At 35.5% G+C, this 25,250-nt stretch carries 22 protein-coding genes; 10 read left to right on the plus strand and 12 right to left on the minus strand.

Features of this window, described 5'->3' with window-relative positions:
• Positions 1 to 217: transposase (locus A9G35_RS10195; protein ID WP_065636769.1), on the minus strand; the 217-nt coding region annotated here is incomplete at its 3' end.
• A 399-nt stretch (positions 218 to 616) separates the two neighbouring features.
• A complete protein-coding gene (locus A9G35_RS10205; RefSeq protein WP_065636771.1) occupies positions 617 to 1,831 on the minus strand; it encodes a pyridoxal phosphate-dependent aminotransferase in 1,215 nt (404 codons plus the stop codon).
• 581 nt (positions 1,832 to 2,412) lie between these two features.
• On the opposite strand from A9G35_RS10205, the gene A9G35_RS13750 reads away from it, so the two are divergent.
• The gene (locus A9G35_RS13750; protein ID WP_218057261.1) at positions 2,413 to 2,571 is read left to right on the plus strand and encodes a hypothetical protein; all 159 of its coding nucleotides are present in this window, start codon (positions 2,413 to 2,415) and stop codon (positions 2,569 to 2,571) included.
• A gap of 58 nt (positions 2,572 to 2,629) precedes the next feature.
• Here the strand turns inward: A9G35_RS13750 and pntB are convergent, their stop codons facing one another.
• Together pntB and pntA are read right to left on the minus strand one after the other, a co-directional pair.
• On the minus strand, positions 2,630 to 4,021 hold the full coding sequence (gene pntB / locus A9G35_RS10210) for a Re/Si-specific NAD(P)(+) transhydrogenase subunit beta (RefSeq protein WP_065636772.1): 1,392 nt from the start codon (positions 4,019 to 4,021) through the stop codon (positions 2,630 to 2,632).
• 15 nt (positions 4,022 to 4,036) lie between these two features.
• Complete coding sequence (gene pntA, locus A9G35_RS10215; protein WP_065636773.1) at positions 4,037 to 5,569, minus strand: Re/Si-specific NAD(P)(+) transhydrogenase subunit alpha; 1,533 nt, start codon at positions 5,567 to 5,569, stop codon at positions 4,037 to 4,039.
• Positions 5,570 to 5,885: 316 nt separating this feature from the next.
• Between pntA and mukF the strand changes: the two genes are divergently transcribed.
• From mukF to mukB, 3 genes are read left to right on the plus strand one after another with little or no spacing between them, the layout of a single operon-like run.
• On the plus strand, positions 5,886 to 7,208 hold the full coding sequence (mukF, locus tag A9G35_RS10220) for a chromosome partition protein MukF (protein ID WP_065608633.1): 1,323 nt from the start codon (positions 5,886 to 5,888) through the stop codon (positions 7,206 to 7,208).
• A gap of 43 nt (positions 7,209 to 7,251) precedes the next feature.
• On the plus strand, positions 7,252 to 7,980 hold the full coding sequence (mukE, locus tag A9G35_RS10225; protein ID WP_065636801.1) for a chromosome partition protein MukE: 729 nt from the start codon (positions 7,252 to 7,254) through the stop codon (positions 7,978 to 7,980).
• A 2-nt stretch (positions 7,981 to 7,982) separates the two neighbouring features.
• Complete coding sequence (gene mukB, locus A9G35_RS10230) at positions 7,983 to 12,401, plus strand: chromosome partition protein MukB (protein ID WP_065636774.1); 4,419 nt, start codon at positions 7,983 to 7,985, stop codon at positions 12,399 to 12,401.
• Between the two features lie 136 nt (positions 12,402 to 12,537).
• Here mukB and A9G35_RS10235 read toward each other — a convergent pair whose 3' ends face one another.
• Positions 12,538 to 13,182, minus strand: a complete 645-nt coding sequence (locus tag A9G35_RS10235) for a LemA family protein (RefSeq protein WP_065636775.1) — start codon at positions 13,180 to 13,182, stop codon at positions 12,538 to 12,540.
• A gap of 435 nt (positions 13,183 to 13,617) precedes the next feature.
• Between A9G35_RS10235 and A9G35_RS10240 the strand changes: the two genes are divergently transcribed.
• From A9G35_RS10240 to rpmE, 5 genes are all read left to right on the plus strand, one after another.
• On the plus strand, positions 13,618 to 14,079 hold the full coding sequence (locus A9G35_RS10240) for a DUF721 domain-containing protein (RefSeq protein ID WP_065636776.1): 462 nt from the start codon (positions 13,618 to 13,620) through the stop codon (positions 14,077 to 14,079).
• Between the two features lie 52 nt (positions 14,080 to 14,131).
• Positions 14,132 to 14,536 (plus strand): YhcB family protein, encoded by a 405-nt coding sequence (locus A9G35_RS10245; RefSeq protein WP_065636777.1) that lies wholly within the window; start codon positions 14,132 to 14,134, stop codon positions 14,534 to 14,536.
• Between the two features lie 91 nt (positions 14,537 to 14,627).
• Positions 14,628 to 16,001: a Do family serine endopeptidase gene (locus A9G35_RS10250; RefSeq protein WP_065636778.1), complete on the plus strand. Its 1,374-nt coding sequence runs from the start codon at positions 14,628 to 14,630 to the stop codon at positions 15,999 to 16,001.
• Between the two features lie 112 nt (positions 16,002 to 16,113).
• On the plus strand, positions 16,114 to 17,166 hold the full coding sequence (gene degS, locus A9G35_RS10255; RefSeq protein WP_065636779.1) for an outer membrane-stress sensor serine endopeptidase DegS: 1,053 nt from the start codon (positions 16,114 to 16,116) through the stop codon (positions 17,164 to 17,166).
• A gap of 141 nt (positions 17,167 to 17,307) precedes the next feature.
• Positions 17,308 to 17,523 (plus strand): 50S ribosomal protein L31, encoded by a 216-nt coding sequence (gene rpmE, locus A9G35_RS10260; protein WP_065636780.1) that lies wholly within the window; start codon positions 17,308 to 17,310, stop codon positions 17,521 to 17,523.
• Positions 17,524 to 17,600: 77 nt separating this feature from the next.
• Here rpmE and metJ read toward each other — a convergent pair whose 3' ends face one another.
• The gene (gene metJ / locus A9G35_RS10265; RefSeq protein ID WP_065636781.1) at positions 17,601 to 17,918 is read right to left on the minus strand and encodes a met regulon transcriptional regulator MetJ; all 318 of its coding nucleotides are present in this window, start codon (positions 17,916 to 17,918) and stop codon (positions 17,601 to 17,603) included.
• Between the two features lie 174 nt (positions 17,919 to 18,092).
• Between metJ and metB the strand changes: the two genes are divergently transcribed.
• A complete protein-coding gene (gene metB / locus A9G35_RS10270; protein ID WP_065636782.1) occupies positions 18,093 to 19,259 on the plus strand; it encodes a cystathionine gamma-synthase in 1,167 nt (388 codons plus the stop codon).
• Positions 19,260 to 19,949: 690 nt separating this feature from the next.
• Here metB and citX read toward each other — a convergent pair.
• The 6 genes from citX to A9G35_RS10300 are packed head-to-tail and all read right to left on the minus strand — an operon-like array spanning position 19,950 to position 25,183.
• A complete protein-coding gene (gene citX, locus A9G35_RS10275) occupies positions 19,950 to 20,507 on the minus strand; it encodes a citrate lyase holo-[acyl-carrier protein] synthase (RefSeq protein ID WP_065636783.1) in 558 nt (185 codons plus the stop codon).
• A gap of 53 nt (positions 20,508 to 20,560) precedes the next feature.
• The gene (gene citF, locus A9G35_RS10280; RefSeq protein WP_065636784.1) at positions 20,561 to 22,090 is read right to left on the minus strand and encodes a citrate lyase subunit alpha; all 1,530 of its coding nucleotides are present in this window, start codon (positions 22,088 to 22,090) and stop codon (positions 20,561 to 20,563) included.
• Positions 22,091 to 22,102: 12 nt separating this feature from the next.
• Positions 22,103 to 22,990 (minus strand): citrate (pro-3S)-lyase subunit beta, encoded by an 888-nt coding sequence (gene citE, locus A9G35_RS10285; RefSeq protein WP_065636785.1) that lies wholly within the window; start codon positions 22,988 to 22,990, stop codon positions 22,103 to 22,105.
• Complete coding sequence (citD, locus tag A9G35_RS10290) at positions 22,987 to 23,277, minus strand: citrate lyase acyl carrier protein (RefSeq protein ID WP_065636786.1); 291 nt, start codon at positions 23,275 to 23,277, stop codon at positions 22,987 to 22,989. Before citD ends, citE begins: the two co-directional genes overlap by 4 nt.
• Before the next feature lie 21 nt (positions 23,278 to 23,298).
• Positions 23,299 to 24,333 (minus strand): [citrate (pro-3S)-lyase] ligase, encoded by a 1,035-nt coding sequence (citC, locus tag A9G35_RS10295; protein ID WP_065636787.1) that lies wholly within the window; start codon positions 24,331 to 24,333, stop codon positions 23,299 to 23,301.
• Between the two features lie 4 nt (positions 24,334 to 24,337).
• Positions 24,338 to 25,183 carry a fumarylacetoacetate hydrolase family protein gene (locus tag A9G35_RS10300; RefSeq protein ID WP_065636788.1) on the minus strand — a complete coding sequence of 282 codons (846 nt, stop codon included), beginning with the start codon at positions 25,181 to 25,183 and terminating at the stop codon, positions 24,338 to 24,340.
• Positions 25,184 to 25,250 lie beyond the last annotated feature (67 nt).

Here is a 25,250-nt window from a genome sequence, read left to right on the forward strand (position 1 = left end):
GCAACGCGATTAGCTCTTGTTCTTGTGGACTGCGATTATCTTTTGTTTTAAATGAGCCACTTTGGCTTGATTGCGTTATCCAACGGTCCAATGCTGATGGCGTCAAATCATATTCTGCAACGATTTCACTACGTGATTTACCATGTTGATAAAGACTGACCATTTGCTGTTTAAAATCATCTGTGAATGTTCGTCTTTTGCGTTTAATCTTATTCATATTTGTTCCTTTTTTAGTTGTGATAAGTTTACCTTACCCCTTAAAAAAGTTGTATGAATTAGTGTAGCCGATCCAAATGATATTGAGCAGAAAATAAGTACCGTCATTACTTTTTAAAGGTAACACTTCGACCGAATTATCGAATAAAGGTTGGAGTAGCTCATAGGCACGCGGGGTAATGATATGAACGCCAACATCATTTATATCATTAAAATCCATATCTGTAGAAAATGCCTCGCGTCGTTTACAGTAATTTCTCTAATTCCTGTAAATAACGATAGGAATTCCTTAAAATAATTATTATGTTAATATCAATTAATGCGATTTGAATATAGATAATAGGGTTAATTTAATAGTACAATCCCCAATTATATTGGGGGATTTAATTAAAATTTTCTTTTATTGTTTATATTGAGATAAAAACTTAGCAAACCTTCCAATAGCATCTTCAAGTTCACCTAAATAAGGTAAAGCAACCATTCTAACATGATCTGGTTTATGCCAGTTAAAACCAGTTCCTTGCACAAGTAAGACTTTTTCTCGTAATAAAAAATCTAAAACTAATTTCTGATCATTGTGAATATTAAACTTTTTTTGATCAAGTTTTGGAAATAAATATAATGCACCTTGTGGTTTGGTGCATGAAACTCCAGGAATATCATTAAGCAAACGCCATGCTAGCATACATTGATCGTACAAACGTCCGCCAGGAGTGATAAATTCATTAATACTTTGGTAGCCGCCTAGCGCTCCTTGAATAGCATGTTGTAATGGTACATTGGCACATAAACGCATGGATGCAAGCATATTCAAACCTTCAATATAGCCTTTTACATGGTGTTTTGGACCACAAAGCGCCATCCAACCTTGCCTAAATCCAGCTACACGATATGTTTTTGATAGCCCACTCATGGTAATGACAAATAAATCGGGAGCTAATGCAGCAATGGAATGATGCATAGCATCATCATATAAAATCTTGTCGTAAATCTCATCGGCAAAAATTATTAAGTTATTTTGACGAGCTACTTCGGCGATCTCAAGTAATACTTCTTTACTATAAACTGCCCCCGTTGGATTATTTGGATTAATAATGACAATGCCTTTTGTTTTTGGTGTGATTTTTTGTTTAATATCATCTAAATCTGGCGACCAATTTGCTTCTTCATCGCAAAGATAATGTACAGCATTACCTCCAGACAAGCTAATAGCTGCTGTCCATAATGGATAATCTGGCATAGGCACAAGTATTTCATCACCACTATTGAGTAATGCTTGCATGGACTGAACAATGAGCTCTGATACGCCGTTACCAATATAAATATCTTCAACATCCAAGCTGGTGATCCCTCTAGCTTGATAATGCTGCATGATCGCTTTTCGTGCAGAATAAAGCCCTTTTGAATCACTATATCCTTGTGAGGATGGCAAATTGCGAATAACATCAACCAATAATTCATCTGGTGCGGCAAAACCGAATGGGGCTGGATTTCCAATATTTAGTTTTAGGATTGTTTGGCCTTCTTCTTCTAATCGTTTTGCATGTTCAAGAATTGGTCCTCGGATGTCATAACAAACATTATCCAATTTTTTGGATTTTTGGAAATTTACCATAATATCGCTCTTTTTTATTTTTACTGAAAAAATAATCTACTCCTATTTAGATAATTTTTAAAGATATTATTATGATAAGCTTAAAAAATATCATTTATTTGAGTGAAATTTATACATCATAGAGATGTAAAATAATTTTAAACGCAATAAAACCATCGGTTCGGGAATTAAGCATATGGTTAAACTTGAAAAAATCCATTGGAGATAAATTAAAACAGTAAGCTAAAGGAGATAACAAAACCTACTTGAGAGAAATGCTACAGGTTGATACCAAAGGTTTACCTTTACTTAAAAATAAAACCAAACAGCAAACTAGAGAATTTTTGCTTGTTGGTATAAATATGATTTTTTGGTTTTTTACATAAACATAGGGCGTTCCTGAAACTTCTTGACAAAAATGGCGCTGTCTTTGTTGGTTAGATAAATGTTTATGTAGATAAACTGCGATAACTAGCGTATCAAGCAAAAGTCGACAAAAATCAACTACCTATAAACCAATAGGAAAGCCGTTAAAGGATTATTTTAATCATGAATGTAAACAACTCGGCGTTTTTATACCTGATGCAATGCATTTTAGTTTCATGCAAATTTGTAAATCAGGTGCTATAGGTATTTTAGAGCAAGAGGCTAAAGGAGAAGCAATCATTTGTAAAGATGGTGGGAATCGCATAAGGACAGAGATACGCCGTGAAATAACGGATCAAATAATCGATTTTTTAGCTAAGGCGAATTTAAATTAAGTGCCTATTTTAGAAATATACTGCGACAGAAGCCGCAGTATATTGAATGAATTAATCATTAAAGATTTTGTAATACTTTTTCAACACTGTCTTTAGCATCACCAAATAGCATATAGCTATTTTCTTTAAAGAATAGTGGGTTTTGTACACCTGCATAACCAGTATTCATTGAGCGTTTAGAAATAACAACCGTTTTTGCTTTCCAAACTTCAAGAACAGGCATGCCAGCAATTGGGCTATTTGGATCTTCTTCTGCCGCTGGGTTGACTGTATCGTTAGCTCCAATTACCCAAACCACATCAGTATCAGGGAAGTCATCGTTGATTTCATCCATTTCTAATACAATATCATAAGGGACTTTTGCTTCGGCTAATAATACATTCATATGCCCAGGTAAACGTCCTGCTACTGGGTGAATACCAAAACGAACTTCTATACCCATACCACGTAGTCTTTCAGTAATATTACTTACTGCACCTTGAGCTTGAGCAACTGCCATACCATATCCAGGAACAATAATAACTGAGCGGGCTTCTTTTAATGTTTGCGCAACTTCGGCTGGTTGCATTTCACGGTATTCACCTTGTTCTTCATCTGATGAACTAGCTGTACTACCATCGCTACCGAAACCGCCAGCAATAACACTAATAAATGAGCGGTTCATCGCTTTACACATAATATATGAAAGAATTGCGCCTGATGAACCAACTAACGCACCAGTTACAATTAGTAGATCGTTGCCTAACATAAAGCCTGCTGCTGCTGCTGCCCAACCTGAATAAGAATTTAGCATTGAAATAACAACAGGCATGTCAGCACCACCAATTGAAGCAACAAGATGGAAACCAAACACGAATGCAATAATTGCCATGATCAATAAACTAATTGTTGCACCAGCACCACTTTTTACTTCAACAAAAGTAAACATTAAAATGATAGAAACAACAATTGCTGCTAGATTCCAATAATGTTTATTTGGAATTGATAATGGTTTTGAGCTAATGCGTCCATTTAATTTACCAAATGCGACAACAGAGCCAGAGAAGGTTACTGCGCCAATAAAGACACCAACAAAAATCTCTACTAAATGTACAGTTAACTCTCCACCTTGAAAATTTTGAATGTGTGGATCTAAATAACTGTTTAAACCAACTAGAACAGCAGCCATTCCAACAAAGCTATGAAGTAGTGCAACAAGTTCTGGCATTTGAGTCATTTCAACTTTTTTAGCCAAATATAAACCAATTATAGCACCAATAATCATTGCAATAACTATCCAGTGTAATCCGCCTTTAATACTTGCAACTGCTGCAATAAGTGCGATTACCATACCAATCATACCGTAAATATTACCAGATTTGGCAGATTCTTGGTTGGAAAGACCTCGTAAGCTAAAGATAAAAAGTAATGCAGCAATAACATAGGCTGCTTGAATGATTCCATTACTCATAATGTATGCTCTCCTTTACTTGCCACGTTGGAACATTTTCAGCATTCTTTGAGTAACAAAGAATCCACCAAAAATATTGATACTAGCAATCAAAATAGCAACAAAAGCAATTGCCGTAGTTAAGCCATTATCATCACTGACTTGCAGAATTGCTCCGACCAATATAATTCCAGAAATTGCATTAGTTACCGACATTAGTGGTGTATGCAAAGAATGTGTAACATTCCATACAACGTAGTAACCAACAACGCAAGATAATGCAAATACAGTAAAATGCCCTAAAAAGCTTTCAGGAACGGAGTTTGCAAGCCAGAAGAAAGCAATGAGAACTAAAGCTAAAATACCATATTTTTTGCGAGGATCCATTGGCTTTGGTTCTGGTTTAACAATTGGCTCTGCTGCTTTTTTCTGAGGTTGAGCAGATACTTGAATCGGCGGTGCTGGCCAAGTGATTTCTTTATCTTTAACCACAGTTACACCACGAATTACAACATCTTCAAAATTGATATCAATATTACCGTCTTTTTCTTTAGCAAGTAGTTTTAATAGGTTAACAATGTTTGTACCATAAAGCTGTGATGCTTGTGCTGGCATACGATTAGCTAAATCAGTATAACCAACAATTTTAACATTGTTATCTGTTTCGAAAATTTCACCTGGTTTAGTTAATTCACAGTTACCACCAGTTAACGCAGCCAAATCAACAATAACACTACCAGGTTTCATTGATTCAACCATTTCTTTCGAAATGAGTTTTGGAGCTGGTTTACCTGGAATTAGTGCTGTTGTTATGATGATATCAACATCTTTAGCTTGCTCTGCAAACAGTGCCATTTCAGCTTCAATAAAGGCCGCTGACATCTGTTTAGCATAGCCGTCGCCAGAGCCTGCTTCTTCTTCAAAATCTAACTCTAAAAAGTCAGCTCCCATGCTGTTAATTTGTTCGGCAACTTCAGGGCGGGTGTCAAAAGCACGAACAATTGCCCCTAAACTCACCGCTGCGCCAATGGCGGCAAGGCCAGCAACACCTGCTCCAATAACTAATATTTTAGCAGGAGGCACTTTACCAGCAGCAGTAACTTGACCTGTAAAGAATCGACCAAATTGATTTGCTGCTTCAATAACTGAACGATAACCAGCAATATTAGACATTGAGCTTAATGCATCTAGAGATTGTGCGCGTGAAATACGTGGTACACAATCCATAGCCATTACAGTAATATTTTTGGTGGCTAATTTTTCTAATAGTTCTTTATGTTGAGCTGGATAAATATAACTAATAAGGGTTGAACCCTCTTTCATTAAAGATATTTCATCGTCGTTTGGTGCATGAAACTTCAAAATTAAATCATTTTGCCAAATGTCTTGTGCGTTTTGAATTGTAGCCCCAGCATCAATAAAAGCTTGGTCTTCATAATGAGCAGCATGTCCAGCGCCTTGTTCTACGGAAACTGTAAAGCCCAGTTTTAACAGTTGTCCAACAGTCAAAGGAGTTGCTGCAACTCTAGCTTCATTGGCTAACCGTTCTTTAGGTATACCGATATGCATTTCGTTACGTCCTTATGTTAGTTTATTGTATGTAAGTTGATTTTAGCATAAATAGGGTTATGTGCGAGTAGGGAATCTATTTTTTATTCAAGAAATAAGATTTTTAAATTATCTGAGTAATATTTATTAATTAATATTATTATAAGGCTATATCGAAATAGCTATAATTTAAATAAAACAGTTTTAATGCTTTCATTGAATTCCATTACAAATTTACTCTATATTGTTATATAATTGGCGTTATTTTTGTGTCTACCTTGAAGTGTAAACTTTAAGGCATGATTCGATTTTGTTCTCCTTGAATTAAGGATTTTTTATGATTGATTTTTCCCAATCAGTGCCAGAACTGGTCTCTTGGGCAAAAAAGAATGATTTTTCGATCGCTTTGCCTGTGGAAAGGTTAGCTTTTTTATTAGCTATTGCCGTATTAAATAGCGAACGTTTTGACGGTGAAATGACGGAATCTGAATTAATTGATGCTTTTAGGCATGTTTCACAAATTTTCGAGCAGAGTGAAGACACTATTACATTGCGAGCTAATAATGCTATCAATGATTTGGTACGCCAACGCTTAATCACACGTTTTGCAAGTGAAATGACAGACGGTTTTTCGATTTATCGTTTAACTCCGTTAGGGATAGGTATTTCTGATTATTATATTCGCCAACGTGAATTCTCAACGCTGCGTTTATCCATTCAATTATCTATTGTTGCGCAAGAGTTAAAACGAGCTGCAGATGCAGCCATCGAAGGTGGTGATGATTTACATTGGCATCGAAATGTCTTTGCGCCATTAAAATATTCAGTCGCTGAAATTTTTGATAGTATCGATATCACACAACGAGTGATGGATGAACAACAAGCTGATGTTAAACAAAATATTTCTGCTCTATTAAGTCAAGATTGGCAAGCAGCAATTAGCAGTTGTGAAGGGTTACTGACTGAAACATCACAAACATTGCGGGAATTACAAGATACTTTGGCTGCTGCAGGTGATAAATTACAAGCCAGTTTACTTTTAATACAAGATGCGACGCTTGATAATCCAGAACTAGATAAAATCAACAATGTAGTTATGGATCTGCAAGGTAAACTAGATCGAATTATTGGTTGGGGGCAAAAAGCGATTGATCTTTGGATCGGTTATGATCGCCATGTTCATAAATTTATTCGTACTGCTATTGATTTAGATAAAAATCGTGTGTTTTCGCAACGCTTACGAAAATCGATTCAAGGATACTTTGATTTGCCTTGGTCACTCACTTTTGCTAATGCCGATCGCTTACTAGATATGCGTGATGAAGAATTGGCACTACATGATGCTGAGGTAACTGGAGAATTACCTTCGGAACTTGAATTTGAAATGATTGAAGAGATTCAAGAACATATTATTGCTCATATTGAACAAAATTTAATGGTATTTAAGCAAGAAAATAAACCACTTGATATGGGCGCTACCATTCATAACTATTTGGCTCAGTTCCCGCGCGAACAACATTTTGATATAGCGAGATTATTTATTGATCAGGCTATTCGTCTCGGTATTGCTGAAGATGATTGGCTTGGAATTCCTGCCGAATGGAAACCTATTAACGATTATGGAGCTAAGGTACAAGCACATGTCATCAACAGATACTAACGATTTCGAAACACAACAAACCGCACATCATCTTGATGAAGTTATGGGGCGCATAGTCGCTAGTTCTCAAGCTTCTATCGATAAATATATACCCGTTAAATTGGCCCAAGCAATTGCTAATCCGATCTTTCCAGAACTGGATAGTTTACTACGCTCTGGCCGTCATATTGGTATTGATGAACTTGATCATCATGCTTTTCTAATGGATTTCCAACTTGAGCTTGAACAATTTTATCAACGTTATAATGTTGAGCTAATCCGTGCGCCTGAAGGATTTTTCTATCTTCGTCCTCGCTCAACAACATTGATTCCTCGTTCAGTATTATCGGAGCTTGATATGCTTGTTGGCAAAGTACTTTGTTATTTGTATTTAAGTCCCGAGAGATTAGCGCATGAGGGGATTTTTACCTTACAAGAATTGTTTGATGAACTGGTTTCATTAGCAGATGAAAGTAAGTTACTCAAATTAGTAAACCAACGTTCAACAGGTTCAGATTTAGATCGCCAAAAACTATTTGATAAAGTGAAAACAGCGTTAAATCGCCTACGCCGGCTAGGCATGATTTTTTTTATTGTTGGTAATGACAGTAGCCGTTTTCGCATTAACGAATCAATTTTCCGTTTTGGTGCGGATGTACGAAGTAGTGATGACGCACAAGAAGCGCAATTACGCCTAATTCGAGATGGCGAAGCAATTAAAATCGAATCAGCACTTATTTTAGATGATAATAATGAAGAACAAGATGAAGATGTTAATGAGGAGACTGAATAATCATGATTGGACACGGTAAATTTCACTCATTAACGCTAATTAACTGGAATGGTTTTTTTGCACGAACTTTTGAGCTTGACCAATTAGTTACGACATTATCTGGTGGTAATGGTGCTGGTAAATCAACTACCATGGCGGCATTTGTAACTGCATTAATACCCGACTTAACTTTATTACACTTTAGAAATACAACCGAGGCTGGAGCCACATCAGGTTCACGAGATAAAGGCTTGCATGGTAAATTAAAACCAGGCGTCTGTTATTCTATGCTGGACGTAATTAACTCACGGAACCAAAGGATTATTTGTGGTGTACGTTTGCAACAAGTAGCAGGGCGGGACAAAAAAGTCGATATCAAGCCTTTTTTATTGCAAGGATTATCTATCAGTGTAAGCCCAACAGAGTTGGTTACGGAGCGTTTAAATGATAAACAAGCGCGAATCTTATCGTTACCAGAGTTAAAAGATAAAGCCGAATCAATGGAAGGCATTATCTTTAAACAATTTAACTCAATTACTGATTATCATTCGGTTATGTTTGATTTTGGTATTTTACCAAAACGCTTACGCTCTCCATCCGATAGAAGTAAATATTACCGTTTGATTGAGGCCTCACTTTATGGTGGTATCTCAAGTGCTATTACTCGTTCCCTACGTGATTATTTATTACCAGAAAATAGTGGTGTGCGAAAAGCTTTCCAAGATATGGAAGCCGCATTACGCGAGAATCGGATGACGTTAGAAGCCATTCGAGTAACACAATCGGATCGTGACTTATTTAAACACTTAATTACTGAGTCAACTAATTATGTGGCAGCTGATTATATGCGCCATAATAATGAACGCCGAGTTCATATAGAATCAGTACTTGGCCTGCGCCGTGATATGTTTAAAACACAAGATCTGCTTATAAGCAATCAATACCGCCAAGTTGAAATGGCAAAAGAACTTAAAGAACATCAAGATGCGCAAAGTGATTTGGAAACCGACTTACAGGCGGCTAATGATCACCTCAATTTAGTGCAAACAGCATTACGTCAACAGGAAAAAATTGACCGTTATCAAGCAGATTTAGATGATTTAAACTTAAAGTTAGAAGAACAAAACGAAGTGGTACTTGAAGCGAATGAACAGTACCAAACCTATCGTGAGCAAGTAGAACAAACAGAACAAGAAGTTGACGAAATCAAGACTCAATTAGCTGATTACCAACAGGCTCTTGATGTTCAACAAACACGTGCAATTCAATACCAACAGGCCTTACAGGCGTTAAAAAATGCTCAGTCATTATGCCAGTTACCAAAATTAGGTATTAGTAATATTGAAAATCACTATGAATTGTTTGAAGAAAAGCAAAAAGAGATCACGGAACAAGTTCTTGAACTCGAGCAAAAATTAAGTGTATCTGATGCGGCAATTAATCAGTTTGACCGTGCTTATCAATTAGTGATCAAATTAGTTGGCGATGTTACCCGAAGTGACGCTTTTGCGGCCGCTAAAGAAGCATTAAGACAATGGCCATCACAATGTTACCAAGCAGAACAAGCCGAGCATTTACAGCTACAACTAGATGAGCTAGAACAACGATTTTTTGAACAAAAAGAAGCAGAATCGTTATTAACACAATTTTGTAAACGTATTGAACGCCAAGTTAATTACGATGAACTAGATGATTTCAAACAAGAACTTGAATTGCAATTAGACGAAACAGCCGAACGAGCTAATGAATCTAGCGAAAAACGTATTGAATTTAGGCAAGAGCTTGAACAAATTCAATCAAAAATAGCTGATTATCGTCAAAAAGCTCCATTATGGTTGAAAGCACAAGATGCATTAATCGCTTTACAAGAACAAACTAGTGAACAGTTTAATAATAGTCAAGATGTCACTCAACATATGCAAAAACTGCTAGAAAAAGAGCGAATACTTGTTACTGAGCGAGACCAAATCAGTTTTAGACGCAACCAATTAGATGTTCAAATTGAGCAACTAAATCAACCTAGTGGTGTCGATGATGGACGTTTGTCTTCGTTAGCAGAACGATTTAATGGTGTATTACTTTCTGAAATTTATGAAGATGTAACAATTGATGATGCACCTTACTTTTCTGCATTATATGGTCCATCAAGACAAGCTATTGTTGTACCAGATTTATCATTAGTTAAACAGCAATTAGAAAACCTTACCGCAAGTGATGAAGATTACCCTGAAGATATCTATTTTATCGAAGGTGATCCTTCATCATTTGATGATAGTGTTTTTGATTGTGAGGAAATGAATAAAGCGGTACTTGTCAAAACGGGCGATCGTCAATGGCGATTCTCAAGCTTTCCTAAAGTACCACTATTTGGTCGTGCCGCTCGTGAGATTCACCTTGAAAAATTATCTGCCGAACGTGATGAATTACATGAACGCTATGCAACTATCTCATTTGATTTACAAAAATTACAACGAATTGAACAAAATGTTGGGCAATTTATTGGTCAACATTTAGGAGTTGCTTTTGATATCGATCCTGAAGCTGAAGCGCAAAAATTAACGACAAGACGCACTGAAATTGAACGACAATTATCGTCTCAGGAAAGTATTGATAAACAAAATCAGCAACAAGTTACTAATTGCAAAGAACAATTAGCAACCATAAATCGCTTGGTTGCGCAAATGCATTTATTGGCTGATGATGATCTGGCCGATAGGATTGACGATTTACGTGAACAAGTAGCACAAGCACAAGAATCTGCGCAATATGTTAGCCGTAATGGTAATACCGTTTCAGAGCTTGAACCAATTTTAGCTGTTTTACAAAGTGATCCTGAACAAAATGAGGTTTTACGAGAACAATACAATACAGTTAAAGCACAACAACAGACTATCCGCCAACAAGTTTTTGCCTTAACTGAAGTAATGCAACGTCGTGCCCACTTTAGCTATGAAGACTCGGCAGGTATGTTAAATGAAAATAGTGATTTAAATGAAAAATTACGTTCTCGCTTAGAAATCGTCGAAACTCAAAGAACTGAAGCTCGCAGCCAGATGCAACAGTATCAAGACAAATACAATCAATATAATCAAACGCTAGCTTCGCTTAAAAGTGCATTTGAAACCAAGCGCGATATGTTGCATGAGCTACAAAAAGAAATTGAACAAATTGGGGTAAAAGCCGATGCGATCACTGAAGAACGTGCTCGATTACGTCGTGATGAAATCCATCAAAAATTAAATAACAATCGTCAACATTGTACATCGCTTGAAAAGCAACTCATTATGTGCGAAAGCGAAATGACACAATTGCAAAAACGGCTAACTCAAACACTGCGAGATTATAAGCAACTACGCGAACAAGTAGTGCAAGCCAAAGCGGGTTGGTGTTTAGTTTTAAGGCTTGTTAAAGAAAATAGTGTTGAACGGCGTTTACATCGACGTGAACTTGCCTATTTAAGTGCGGATGAATTGCGCTCAATGTCAGATAAAGCATTAGGTTCCTTACGTTTAGCTGTTAATGACAATGAACATTTGCGGGATGTATTAAGACTATCAGAAGATCCAAAACGCCCAGAACGTAAAATCCAATTCTATATCGCTGTTTACGCACATTTGCGTGAACGGATTCGCCAGGATATTGTTAAAACTGACGATCCAATTGAAGCCATTGAACAGATGGAAATTGAATTGTCACGCTTAACAGAAGAACTCACTTCGCGTGAACAGCAACTGGCAATTAGCTCGAAGAGTGTATCGAATATTATTCGTAAAACCATACAGCGCGAACAAAATCGTATTCGTATGCTTAACCAAGGATTACAAGCAGTGGCATTTGGTCAAGTTAATGGCGTGCGTTTAAATGTCAATGTTCGCGAAGCTCATTCAACTCTTTTAGCTGCACTTGCCGATGAGCAAAATGAACATCAAGATCTATTTAGTAATAATCGTATTACCTTCTCAGAAGCGTTAGCTAAACTCTATCAACGTTTAAATCCACATATTGATATGGGACAACGAACTGCTCAAAATATTGGTGAAGAACTGCTAGATTATCGAAATTATCTTGAAATGGATGTTGAGGTGAATCGAGGTGCAGATGGTTGGTTACGTGCTGAAAGCGGTGCATTATCAACGGGTGAAGCAATTGGTACAGGTATGTCAATTTTACTTATGGTGATTCAAAGTTGGGAAGAAGAATCCAAACGACTTCGGAATAAAGATATTTTGCCATGTCGTCTACTATTCTTAGACGAAGCAGCTCGACTAGATGCCAAATCAATTGCAACACTATTTGAACTTTGTGAACGATTAGAAATGCAATTAATCATTGCCGCCCCTGAAAACATCAGTCCTGAAAAAGGAACAACCTATAAACTAGTACGTAAAGTTATTAATAACCAAGAACATGTGCATGTGGTTGGTTTGAAAGGCTTTGCGTAATATTCTATTATTTTTGCTTTTTCGCCGACAATTGTCGGCTAAATTTTGGTTGAAAATACAAACAAACTATGAGTTTCTTAAATTCAGTTAAATTATATAAAAAGAAGACCTAATCGATAAATTAAGAAATTACTGATTATTCTTGCTGGTTCGTCTCTTGACTCTTGTGCTCTTTCGGGTCTTTAATTTTTTTTACATTTTCAGTTGCTACAGATGCCATTCTACCCATAGTGTCCCTTAAAATTTTGCCATCATCAGTTTTAAATGATGGAAGTTGCTCTATTCCATTTTCATCTACTTCAAAATAGGTGGCTTCAACAAAACCAAGTTTACTTGCATAAAATAAATGAGGAATACTACCACGGGTTGAATTATAAATTTGAACAGCAGCGTTATAAGCCTCTCTTCTTTCTAAAATAGTATTTTCAATTTCATCAAGCTGTGTCATCAATTGTTGATAAGTTGAATTCGCTTTTAAATCAGGAAAACGGTTAGCCATCATCTGGATATTGCCTATAATACGTGATGTTTGAGAGGATGTAATATTTGCATTAGAAACACTATCACTCTCAGTAATAGTGAAATGAGCTAACTTTTCGTGATCACCATAATTAGATGCTATATCAGACAGTCTTTGTGCTATATCATGTCTTTTCTTTATTGTTACATAAATATTTGATTGTTTTTGTTTAACATTTTCAGCTAAATGTCTAAGCTTATTGTATGCAAAAAATAACCAAATTAAAGCTATAATTAATACTAGGAGAAAATTTATTAACATAAAGTAAAAAATTCCTTATAATTAAATTTCTATATTTTTATTGTTTGACATATTACATAAAAAGGGTGGGCCAAAATTTTTTGTTGTTTATTGGTCTCTAATAGGTTATTTATGATTCAATTGTAGTGTATATTTTTATAGCTCTTTATGTATATATCCCTGATTTTATTTAGCTAACATATTTAAAATAATTGCAAGCAAGCTAAATTTTACGTTAACATAAATTTATTCATTTTTCAATTCATTATAAAATGGTAAGTTATTTTTAGACGTTGTAGAAATTACGCTAATCTTGTAAAAAGGTGTTTATCAAATTGTAAATAAAGTTTTTCAATAAGACTTTTACCTATAAATAAGATAAATTATTATACTATCCATTCTTTTAGTTTTTTAGAAAATAACATTTATTTTTCAAAAAGGAGAGGTAGCTAAAATATGCGTTATAACGAGCCACAAATGCTAACGTCAATAGTGACGCATGCCTCTTGTTTGTCTAAAATTCAAGATAGAACTAATGCATTAAAAACATTATCTAAAGTGGTTAATGATTTATTACCCTCACCGCTGAGTGAACAATGTCGTGTAGCTAATTATCGCCAAGGCATCTTAATTTTAGAAGTAAGTACCGCTGGCTGGCTGACTAGATTGAAATATGAACAAAGCAATTTAATCTCAGAGATACGAAAAACTGTTTTGACATCCCTGTCATCTATTCAATATTTGATTAATCCAAATATAGCGGTAAAGTTATCACAGCGGCAATTCCAAACATCTAATTCATCGTTAGCTTCTAGTGCGATGACAATTAAAAGTTCAATGCTTTTATATGCATTAGCAGAAAATGCACCAAACAAGTTAAAAAAACAATTGATAAAACTTGCCAACCATGCAAAATAAGAACTGATAACAATACATTAATTTTATATCTTAAAGATACAAGGAGTGAGTTATGGATAAACATATGTTTATTTATCTTATAATTGGGTTAGTAATTGGCTTTATTTTAGGCTACATTTTTATGAATATTATTAGTCCTAAGGCTCGTAAATATGCGAAAATTAAACAGGAGCTAGATCAAACAAAGGATGAATTAGTTGAACAAAAACAAATGATTGCCAAACATTTTTCTCACAGTGCGGAAATATTGGATAATATGGCAAAAGAGTTTCGCCGTCTTTATCAACATATGGCTGAGAATTCTACTCAATTTATTCATAGTGATAAAGGATCATCTTTGGATTTTGACTCTACCTCTGATTCAGATGAGTCAAAAGAAGCTATGCTTGATAAGCAACCAAGAGATTATTCAGATAATTCATCTGGCTTATTTAAAACAGATGAAAACAAATCTTAACTAAGATTAACTGTGGTAATTTTATTTGCCATTAACTAATGGCAAAATATTTTTATAGAGATTAATTTTTTGTAAAAGTGAGAGTTATAAAATGATTGATTCATTAAAAAAACAAAAAAAATTGTTAAGTATTATAGCATTAAGTTTAGGATTGAGTTTGTCCGCTCTTCCAAATGCTTTTGCTTCTTTTCCTCCTATCTCAACTGATAATAATGTACAGCAACCAAGTTTAGCCCCTATGCTTGAAACAGTATTACCTTCAGTTGTTAGTATTAAGGTTGAAGGTACTGCACAAATGCAAAACAATATGCCAGAGGAATTTAGACGATTTTTTGGTTATCCGGATAGTCAATCAAGGGCTTTTTCAGGCTTGGGATCAGGTGTGATTATTGATGCAGAAAAAGGCTATGTGGTCACCAATAATCATGTTATTGATAATGCTGATAAAATAACAGTTTCATTAAATGATGGTCATGAATATAAAGCAAAACTTATTGGTAAAGATCCACAAAGTGATATAGCTTTACTTAAACTCGAAGATGCAAAAAAATTAACCGCAATTAAACTTGCAGATTCAGATGAGTTACGTGTTGGCGATTACGTTGTTGCAATTGGTAACCCATTTGGTATTGGTCAAACAGTTACTTCTGGAATCATTTCAGCGCTTGCTCGAACAGGGCTTAATATGAATGGTTTTGAGAATTTTATCCAAACTGATGCATCAATTAATCAGGGTAACTCAGGTGGTGCGTTGGTCAACTTGAATGGTGAGTTAGTTGGTGTAAATACCGCAATTATTGCTCCTAGCGGAGGTAATGTTGGTATCGGTTTTGCAATCCCAAGTAATATGGTAAAAAATCTAACTTCTCAACTTATTGAATATGGTGAAGTGAAACGTGGTGTACTTGGTATAAAAGGTAATGAGTTAACTTCTGATATTGCAAAAGCATTTGGTTTAGATATTCAAAAAGGCGCATTTGTTAGTGAAGTTCTTGATGATTCAGCAGCAAAAGTGGCTGGAATTAAGTCAGGAGACGTTATCGTTTCAATGGATGGTAAGCCAGTGGATAGTTTTGCTGAATTGCGTGCTAAAATTGCAACAACGGGTGCAGGCAGAACGGTAAAATTAGGATTAATTCGAGACGGTAAAGAGATAACAGTTGATGTTAAATTGAAAAATAGTGACGAAACCACAACTGAAGCAAAATCATTGCATTCTGCTCTTGATGGTGCAACGCTTATCAATGGCGAAATTAAAGGACAAAAAGGGGTATTAATAGAAAATATTGCTAAAAATTCCTCTGCATCTCGACTCAGCCTACAAGAGGGTGATCTTATTATTGGTGTTAATAAAGAACGAGTAACAAATATTACAGATCTTCGTAAAATTATTGAGAGTAGCCCATCGGTAATTGCATTGAATATAATTCGTGGTGATAGTCGTTTATATTTAATTTTACGCTAATTAACTTATTTTTATATTGTCGATGCTTTAGCATCGACAAAAACTCCAATTTTAACCTTTATACTTATGTGTTAAAATCTTTGCTATTCATCCCATTATAACTCTAAAATTAATGCTCAAAAAAATTCTATGGCCAATCTTAATTGGTGCTGTTTTAGCTATTGTTTTATTGATTATTTTCCCATCTTTACAAAAAGGAACTCAATCAGATTTTCCAAACTCAATTTTTAGTGATAACCCATTAAGTTATTCTAGTGCTGTTAAAATTGCAGCCCCTGCTGTAGTTAATATTTATAGTCGCTCAATTAATTCTTTATCTCAAGGAGCACAAAATAGTGCAATAACTCCGCTTGGTTCTGGGGTAATTATGAGTAAGCAGGGATATATTGTGACTAATTACCATGTTATAGATGGTGCAGAACAAATTATTGTTGCATTACAAGATGGACGAATTTTTGAAGCACTGCCTGTTGGTTCTGATAAGCTAGTGGATATTGCGGTGTTAAAAATTGAAGCAACTAATCTTCCAACTATATCCATAAACCTGAAACGTGAACCAAAGATTGGTGATGTGGTTTTAGCAATAGGTAATCCTTACAATATAGGTCAAACCATTACACAAGGCATTATTAGTGCCACTGGTCGTGATGGGTTAAGTCCTTATCGAAGACAAAATTTTATTCAAACTGATGCATCAATAAATCATGGTAATTCTGGCGGAGCACTAGTTAATACCAAAGGCGAATTAATGGGGATTAATACTCTCTCCTTTGCAAAAAATTTAGGGAACGATGTTCCAGAAGGTATTGGATTTGCGATTCCAACTTCTTTAGCTGTAAAAATTATGAATAAATTAATCCAAGATGGAAAAATTATTCGTGGTTATATTGGGATTGATGGTTTAGAGTTTGCGCCAACTCAAAATCCAAGTGATATACCGGTGGTATTAGGTATTTTAGTCACCAATACTGAAGGTCCTTCGTTACAAGCAGGCGTACAAACAAATGATATCTTGATTATGGTAAATAACAAACCCGTTAAATCAATAGTTGAAACAATGGATGAAATTGCTGAGTTGAAACCTGGCACAACAGTCCCCATTATTGTATTGCGAAATGGTGAAAAAGTTGAGTTACAAGTAACAATAGGACAGTTACCTGTTTAATTATCCTTTTGTAGCTTGATTATTTAACCTTTAAGGCATATAATTTGCAGCCTTATCATGTTTTTTAGCCCTCGTATGGTGTATAGATTTTGCTTTTATAGCCATTTATATAGCGATACGAACAAACTTTAGAGGTTTATTATGAAAGAAGGTATCCATCCAGAATATACTGCAATTAATGCAACTTGCTCTTGCGGTAACGTAATTAAAACTCATTCAACTATTGGTCATGATATTCATCTTGACGTATGTGGTGAATGCCATCCGTTTTATACAGGTAAACAACGTGATGTTGCAACTGGCGGACGTGTAGATAAATTTAAACAACGTTTTGCTATGGTTGGCGGTAAAAAATAATATTGCGATAAGCAAAAATAAAAAGGCGCTTAATGTGCCTTTTTATTTTTAAGAAAAAATTATTGAAAAATAACCTTTTATTCATCAATTAAATCTGGGGCGATACCTAGATTTCGCATTATTTTTTGTGTTTTCATCGGAATACCATCTTCTCGGTCTTTTTGCAAATCTTCATCACCAGGTAAAGGTTGACCTGTGTAAGCATGAAGAAAAGCTTCACATAATAATTCACTATTTGTTGCGTGACGCAAATTATTCACTTGTCTGCGAGTACGCTCATCAGTTAGTATTTTTAATACTTTAAGTGGAATTGACACTGTGATTTTTTTTACCTGTTCACTTTTTTTACCATGCTCTGCATAAGGGCTTATGTATTCGCCGTTCCATTCCATCATTGTTCACCAAAATTACATCACAAATAATGTGAGTAATTTTATCTTTTTTTTCAGATTACTGCAATCTACACATCAAGACAGTTAGACGTCTAGACATGTTGACGTCTTTTTTTTATGTGTTATGCTTAAAGGACTAATCTTATATTAAATAAAATATTGTTTGAGGGCATTATCATGACTATTCAAACTGAAAACTTAAGTCAAGGGACTATTGCTGTTCGCGGTGGATTAAATACTGATGATCAATATGGCAGTGTTGTTCCCGTTATTACTCCATCTACTTGTTATCGCTATGAAGCATTTGCTAAACCAAGAGAGTTTGACTACGCTCGAAAAGCGAATCCTAGCCGTCGCTTGGTAGAGCAAACAATTGCTAAACTTGAAGGTGGTATTGATGCCATTTTAACTAATTGTGGTATGTCGGCGATTCATTTAATCAGTGTTGCATTATTAACGCCTAATGATCTAGTTGTGGCACCACATGATTGCTATGGTGGTAGTTACCGGCTTTTTAATAGTTTAAGTCAACGTGGTTATTTTAAAGCCAAATTTGTTGATCAATCCGATCCTATTGCATTAAAAGAAGCACTTAGTCTGTGCCCTAAATTAGTATTAATTGAAACACCAAGTAATCCTTTATTACGGGTTGTTGATATTCAAGAAATTGCAGAGCAAGCCCATCAAGTCGGAGCATTAGTTTTAGTCGATAATACCTTTATGACACCGATATTACAAAAGCCTTTGGAGCTTGGTGCTGATATTGTCAGTCATTCTTGTACTAAATTTTTAAACGGACATTCAGATTTATTAGCGGGAATTTTAGTCTTTAAAGATCAGCAACTAGCTACAGATGTTTTATGGTGGGCTAATAATATTGGCACGATGACATCATCATTTGACAGTTATCTTCTGTTACGTGGATTAAGAACACTATCAGCGCGGATAAAATTACAGCAGGACAATGCACAAAAAGTTGTTGAATTTTTAGTTAATCACCCCAAAATAGCTAAAGTTTACCAGCCCTCTTTACCCTCAAACCTTGGGCATGATATAGCAAAAAAACAGCAAAAAGGCTTTGGCTCATTACTTAGTTTTGAATTAGTAGGTGATGCTGATACCATGCCAACGTTTTTACAATCGCTTAAAATTTTCACCTTAGCTCAATCACTTGGTGGTGTTGAAAGTCTTGTATGCCATCCAGCAACGATGACTCACTCAGGCATTAGTGCTGAGGCTCGAAAAACAGCGGGTATTTCCGATCAGTTATTGCGTATTTCTGTTGGGTTGGAAGATATTGCCGATTTACTTGCTGATTTACAACAAGCATTAGCAAAAGTTTAATTTTTAAGTTTTATCTACAGTTAGCTATTTGGATTAATGAAATAGGTTTATTTCGTTAATCCAAATGTTTTTATATTCTTTGATATGTAGAAAAACATCGAGTTGTTTACACTTCATGATTAAAATAATCCTTTAAACGCATAAGGCGTTTTCCCCAAAAATCGTTTTGGACGGTTTAACGGTATTATGAAAGTTAATAAATCTATAATGTTTTGTTTTTTTATAAATTTAAACTGCTAAATGTTTGCTAGTTATGCAAATTTTAATTTGAAATACATATTACTCTTTTGATTTTTTTAATCTCCAAACGGTATAGAATCCTGAATATTTTTTACAAAAATATAACCTAAAAAGCGAACAATCGAGTAACTACTCAATAGCGATCACAGCTTACCTAAAAAATTACGTCGTTTATTTTAGTTTTTTATGTTCATCGCAGTAATGTTATTTAATGTCATGTGAACTTTTGGGAGTTATAAATAGCATGTTCTAGATAGACGCTTGGCCTCGATATGTCGTATTTTACTAAGATAGATTTTTTATAGCGTTTAGCAAATCAGTAGCAGTTATTTTTTTTTATGATATCAGCACCATATTGCTTGTCTGTGATACTGGGGATGTTGTTTTTTTATGTACATTTATTACAGTAGTTTCTCTAATTACTGTAAACAACGTAATTAATTTCTAGGTCTAATACATTGGCTTGCTAAAATAGTCGTTTGTTATTTTTTCAATGGCAGAAAAGACCTCATCAATAGTGTGTTTTCTGCTTCGACTACATACTTTAGCCATTTCTTGGCAGACTAAACATTGTCTTGAGTGGTGATCAAATTTAGCGCGAGAAATACTTTGTTGGGTTATTGGGTCTATGACATCAATATCCCACAGGCGACCTAAAGGATGATTATCTTCGATATTAATACAGTACTGCTTTAGTACATCGGCAGCGCATTTTGCGATAATAATGGCTTCATAGCCAGTAATGTGATGAAATTGGATTTCATGTATTAATGGAATGCTGTTTTTTGATAAGCTGTTGTGTATAGTGGCAATGGCCTCTTTAAATAATCGACTGGCGCCACTACTATTTTTTATTGGGCCGGGAATAACTAAGCTTAATGAAATAAGCGGATAATGATAACGTTTTATTGCTTCTTGTTGGCTTTGTACACGTTTTTCTTTAGCCAAAAGCATCTGTTCAAGTGTGATAGGGGTGCCATCATCAAATTTAATTAATAGATCATTCATAATGAAAAATAAGTAGCATGACATCGACTAATGCCATGCTACCTTGTGGTTAATTAGTCCTTAACTTGACGAACCACATCAATGACTGAACCATCACGGAAATGGACAATACCAACGATTTTATCATTAAATTCAATTGGTTTTGGTTCACCCGTTAAGGAAACAGCACGTTGATATAGCTCTTCAATACTCATGACTGGCAAATTAGCCGCTTTTAATCGTTCTGCAATTTCAGGGCGAGCAGGGTTAACCGCTATACCATGGTCAGTAACAAGAACGTCGACACTTTCACCCGGCGTTACAACTGTTGTCACTTTCTTAATTACAGTAGGGATTCGGCTACGAATGAGTGGCGCAACAATAATCGTTAAATTTGCACCAGCAGCGGTATCACAGTGACCACCTGATGCGCCACGCATAACACCGTCAGAACCGGTTAACACGTTAACGTTATAATCAAGGTCAATTTCTAACGCACTAAGGATCACAATATCTAACTCATCGACACTCGCACCTTTAGAGGCTGGGTTTGCATAGACATTCGTTGAAACTTCAATATGATCTTTATTTCGACCTAAAGATTGTCCCGCTGCGCCATCAAAACTTTGTGTATCAAGTAAGCGTTTTACTAGACCTTTTTCATGCAGATCAACAATACTTGCAGTAATACCACCTAAAGCAAATGATGCGGTGATATTTTTAGCACGCATACGATTTTCTAGGAAACGTGTTGCTGCGGTTGAAGATGCACCAGAACCTGTTTGAATAGAAAATCCATCTTTAAAATAGCCTGAATACTCAATAACATCTGCCGCATAACGCGCAATCATCAGCTCACGAGGGTTACTAGTAATACGAGCAGCACCAACGCTGATTTTAGTTGGATCACCTACTTCATCGACTTTAACAATATAGTCCACTTGATCTTGACGGATACTTGCAGGGTGATTAGGGTAGCCAACAATATCTTCAGTAAGTAATACCACTTTCTTAGCAAATTGTGCATCAACCATGGCATAACCTAATGCACCACATTGTGATTTACCTGATACACCATTAGCATTACCTTGTTCATCGGCAGTAGAAACCGCTAAAAATGCGATATCAATATTAATTTCGCCACTTTGAATCAGTTTTACACGTCCACCATGAGAATGGATATGAACAGGGTTATCCATTAAACCGTGTGAAATGGCATCAGCTAATTTACCACGCAAACCCGATGTATAGATCTTGGTAATCACACCTGATTCGATATGAGGGATAAGTGCTGCATTACAACTTAATAAAGAACTTGACGCTAATGTTAGGTTTTTAATTCCTAATTTGCTAATCGTTTCAACCACTTTGTTGATAACTTTATCGCCCTCACGAAATGCATGATGGAAAGAAATTGTCATACCATCACGCAATTCACATTTATGAATTGCTTGTTCAATAGAATCGCACAATTTACGCGTGTATTTAGACTCATCTTTTAAATATGGAGTCGTAGCATTAGCGTCAATAAAAGGCTTAATATTCTTGAGATCAGGGTGCTGTTTAAGCAAATCATCAATTTTTTTGTTTATAGAAGTAGTCATTTTTCAATCCTATCAAATTTCTTTACGTACACCGGAATATTTTGCTAACTCAATCACTTTTCTAGCACGAGCAATAATCGGAGCATCAATCATTTTGCCATTTAGAGAAATAACACCAAGGCCTTTTCTTTCACCTTCTTCAGCCGCTTCAACTACTTTTTGGGCATTTTCAACTTCAGCAGCAGTTGGCGCATAAGCATTATGTAACAGTTCAATTTGTTTTGGATTGATAAGTGATTTACCGTTATATCCGAGTTTTTTAATTAGGCTGACTTCTTTTAAAAAGCCTTCATCATCATTAACATTTGAATACACCACATCAAAGGCATCAATGCCAGCTACACGCGCAGCATGTAAAACGGCACAACGAGCATAAAATAACTCAGTACCATCGCCACGTTCAGTTTGCATATCAACAAGATAGTCAAATGCCGCCAGTGCAATACCAATTAAACGAGGTGAAGATTGAGCGATCGAAACCGCATTAACCACACCTTGAGCAGATTCAATTGCAGCCATTAATTTAGTGCTGCCCACTTCGCGCCCACACTCTTTTTCAATTCGTTCTACATGCGCTTCTAGCTCATGGATATCTTCAGCGCTATTGGTCATTGGTAAACGCACAACATCAACACCAGCTCTTACTACTGCTTCAAGGTCTTTTAAACCAAATGGAGTATCAAGCGCGTTGATTCGTACTACTGTTTCAATTCCATGTTCTTTATAAACAGGAAGAAGTAAAGTTTGTGCAACTAATAAACGAGCTGAATCTTTTTCTTTGATTGAAACCGCATCTTCAAGGTCAAACATAATTGAATCGGGTTTATAAACAAAAGAGGTTGATAACATTGCTGCATTTGCACCAGGAAGAAATAGCATACTTCGACGTAATTTTTTCATAGTAGTTTACTCCAATCTAAGTTTTCTTCTTCTGCGCCACGTAATACAGCACATTGAATTCTTGCTTTAATAGCGCAATCAAGTGCGCCTTTGTCATCAATAATAATTAGGCCATCGGTTACATTTAAGTCTTGTAATGTTTGCTCAACCACAGCGCGAATTTGATCGCCAAATTGCTTATTAACATCACTATTAATAACAATTTCAATCCCGGTATTAGGTATAACTTTGACTAACAAATCACTTGATTCGAGAGTCCCTGCCATGGCTTCTTTTTGTATTTTCATTTTGTTACCTTTTAAAATGTATTAAATTTTAAATTGATCCAAATTAGCTGAAAGGTAATCCCACGTTGTTGGTGGAACTAGTTTTTTTACCTGCTCATATTGCTTAGATGCTAATAATTTCCTCACTAATGAGGCCGATACAATAGTATCGTCTTCGGTTATTCGTGGAACTTCAACCACATTTATCACTGATTGAGCAGTGACTTTTTTATCTTCAAGCCAATAGCGCATTGCTTCATTATAAGCTTTCGTCACTTCATCATAAGGTTCAGTCCCAACAAATCGATAGGTAATGTTAAGCGCTGGCGCAATATAATTTCGGAATATAAGAAGATCAATCCCCATATAAGCTTGATCTATTTTTGTCTTATCTTTTAAAAAATAAGTAGGAAACGTAGCTCTTGAAATGATATAAGGCGAGCTTGCATGCACTGTAACATTTTTTATTTGTCTTGTGCCATCTTTAACTAACTTTAAGCGTGTATCAAATGAAAATAGCGAGGCATTTTCATTAACAACAAAAACATGCAACCAGTCACATTGGCTCGCTGCATATTGCACAAGATACTGATGTCCTTTTGTAAAAGGGTTGGCATTCATCACAATACTGCCAATTTTCCCCCCTTCTTTTTGCTGTATATTGAGTTTTTTACAATACTGTTTAATACCAACAGGGGTGTTTTCCATAAGGACGACCAGATCGGTAATTTCTACAATAGGGTAAAAGCCACATCCTTTAAAAAAGTCAATATTTTCAGGCTTAGTATATAAAAAAAGGTGAAAATAGCCATTATCGTTGGCATATTTTATGGCGTGATCCATTAAAGTTAGATTTAGTTGATTACCGCGATAATCAGAATCAATAGCAACACATTTAATAATATCACGCTCAATACCTGCACAAGCTATAATTTTAGTATTAACTTTAGCAACGATAAAAATAGTCACTTGTGAATCTAAATTAAGATCAGAACGTAATAATAACTGCTTAATTTCTTGATAATCTTGCTCAGATTTAGAAATATCAACAACGGCATAATCAACCAAATCGTACATAAATTTACCCTTTTTCAGCGACTATATAATTGGTTAAACGACCAATCCCAGTTATTTCAACTTCTATTGTATCACCATTTTGCATAAACACAGGAGGATTACGTTTTTTCCCCACACCGCCTGGTGAACCAGTTAAAATTACATCACCAGGTGATAAATGAGTAAATGTACTAATATAAGAAATTAACTCAGGAACAGTATGCACCAGATTTTTGACTGAATCATGTTGCATTTCTTGACCATTTAAATAAGTGGTTAACGATAATACTGTTGGATCTGGGATCTCATCACTTGTTGTAATACATGGACCAAATGCTCCCGTGCTTGGCCAGTTCTTACCTGCGGTAAACCAAGTGTATTGCCAGTCACGAATTGAACCATCCATATAACAGCTATAACCTGCTACATAAGATAGCGCATCTTCTTGGCTAATACGAAAACCTGCTTTCCCAATGATAATAGCTAATTCACCTTCATAATCTAATTCATTAGTGATAGCAGGTTTAATAATATTAGTTTTATGACCTGTTTGAGAATCAGGGAAACGAACAAAAAGTGTTGGAGCTGAACTGGTTTCATTAAATTCAGCGCGTTTTTCAGCGTAATTCATACCAACACATAAAATCTTATTTGGATTTGGAATAACAGGTAAATAAGTAATATCTTGTTCATCAATGTCGCTTGGGGCATCGAGATAGGTTTTGGCAATAGCTAATCCTTGATCATCAGCGAGTAGTGATTTTAAATCAGCGTATTTATCACCTAATTTTTGTTTCAAATCAACAATGCCATTGTGAGTAAGAAGACCAAAACTTGCTCTACCAGAGACAAGATAACTGATAAGCTTCATGAAAACTCCTTAAAAGCTGTTTGTACTAATTGTAACTATAAAATAAACAACCCTAGTATAAACTAAG

Source organism: Gilliamella sp. Choc5-1, from assembly GCF_001690595.1.
Lineage (GTDB): Bacteria > Pseudomonadota > Gammaproteobacteria > Enterobacterales > Orbaceae > Gilliamella > Gilliamella apicola_M.

Excerpts from the sequence above, each read along its gene's own strand:
- A9G35_RS10205 (WP_065636771.1), bottom strand. The coding sequence starts at position 1,831 with ATGGTAAATTTCCAAAAATCCAAAAAATTGGATAATGTTTGTTATGAC.
- A9G35_RS13750 (WP_218057261.1), top strand. The coding sequence starts at position 2,413 with ATGCAAATTTGTAAATCAGGTGCTATAGGTATTTTAGAGCAAGAGGCT.
- pntB (WP_065636772.1), bottom strand. The coding sequence starts at position 4,021 with ATGAGTAATGGAATCATTCAAGCAGCCTATGTTATTGCTGCATTACTT.
- pntA (WP_065636773.1), bottom strand. The coding sequence starts at position 5,569 with ATGCATATCGGTATACCTAAAGAACGGTTAGCCAATGAAGCTAGAGTT.
- mukF (WP_065608633.1), top strand. The coding sequence starts at position 5,886 with ATGATTGATTTTTCCCAATCAGTGCCAGAACTGGTCTCTTGGGCAAAA.
- mukE (WP_065636801.1), top strand. The coding sequence starts at position 7,252 with ATGGGGCGCATAGTCGCTAGTTCTCAAGCTTCTATCGATAAATATATA.
- mukB (WP_065636774.1), top strand. The coding sequence starts at position 7,983 with ATGATTGGACACGGTAAATTTCACTCATTAACGCTAATTAACTGGAAT.
- A9G35_RS10235 (WP_065636775.1), bottom strand. The coding sequence starts at position 13,182 with ATGTTAATAAATTTTCTCCTAGTATTAATTATAGCTTTAATTTGGTTA.
- A9G35_RS10240 (WP_065636776.1), top strand. The coding sequence starts at position 13,618 with ATGCGTTATAACGAGCCACAAATGCTAACGTCAATAGTGACGCATGCC.
- A9G35_RS10245 (WP_065636777.1), top strand. The coding sequence starts at position 14,132 with ATGGATAAACATATGTTTATTTATCTTATAATTGGGTTAGTAATTGGC.
- A9G35_RS10250 (WP_065636778.1), top strand. The coding sequence starts at position 14,628 with ATGATTGATTCATTAAAAAAACAAAAAAAATTGTTAAGTATTATAGCA.
- degS (WP_065636779.1), top strand. The coding sequence starts at position 16,114 with ATGCTCAAAAAAATTCTATGGCCAATCTTAATTGGTGCTGTTTTAGCT.
- rpmE (WP_065636780.1), top strand. The coding sequence starts at position 17,308 with ATGAAAGAAGGTATCCATCCAGAATATACTGCAATTAATGCAACTTGC.
- metJ (WP_065636781.1), bottom strand. The coding sequence starts at position 17,918 with ATGATGGAATGGAACGGCGAATACATAAGCCCTTATGCAGAGCATGGT.
- metB (WP_065636782.1), top strand. The coding sequence starts at position 18,093 with ATGACTATTCAAACTGAAAACTTAAGTCAAGGGACTATTGCTGTTCGC.
- citX (WP_065636783.1), bottom strand. The coding sequence starts at position 20,507 with ATGAATGATCTATTAATTAAATTTGATGATGGCACCCCTATCACACTT.
- citF (WP_065636784.1), bottom strand. The coding sequence starts at position 22,090 with ATGACTACTTCTATAAACAAAAAAATTGATGATTTGCTTAAACAGCAC.
- citE (WP_065636785.1), bottom strand. The coding sequence starts at position 22,990 with ATGAAAAAATTACGTCGAAGTATGCTATTTCTTCCTGGTGCAAATGCA.
- citD (WP_065636786.1), bottom strand. The coding sequence starts at position 23,277 with ATGAAAATACAAAAAGAAGCCATGGCAGGGACTCTCGAATCAAGTGAT.
- citC (WP_065636787.1), bottom strand. The coding sequence starts at position 24,333 with ATGTACGATTTGGTTGATTATGCCGTTGTTGATATTTCTAAATCTGAG.
- A9G35_RS10300 (WP_065636788.1), bottom strand. The coding sequence starts at position 25,183 with ATGAAGCTTATCAGTTATCTTGTCTCTGGTAGAGCAAGTTTTGGTCTT.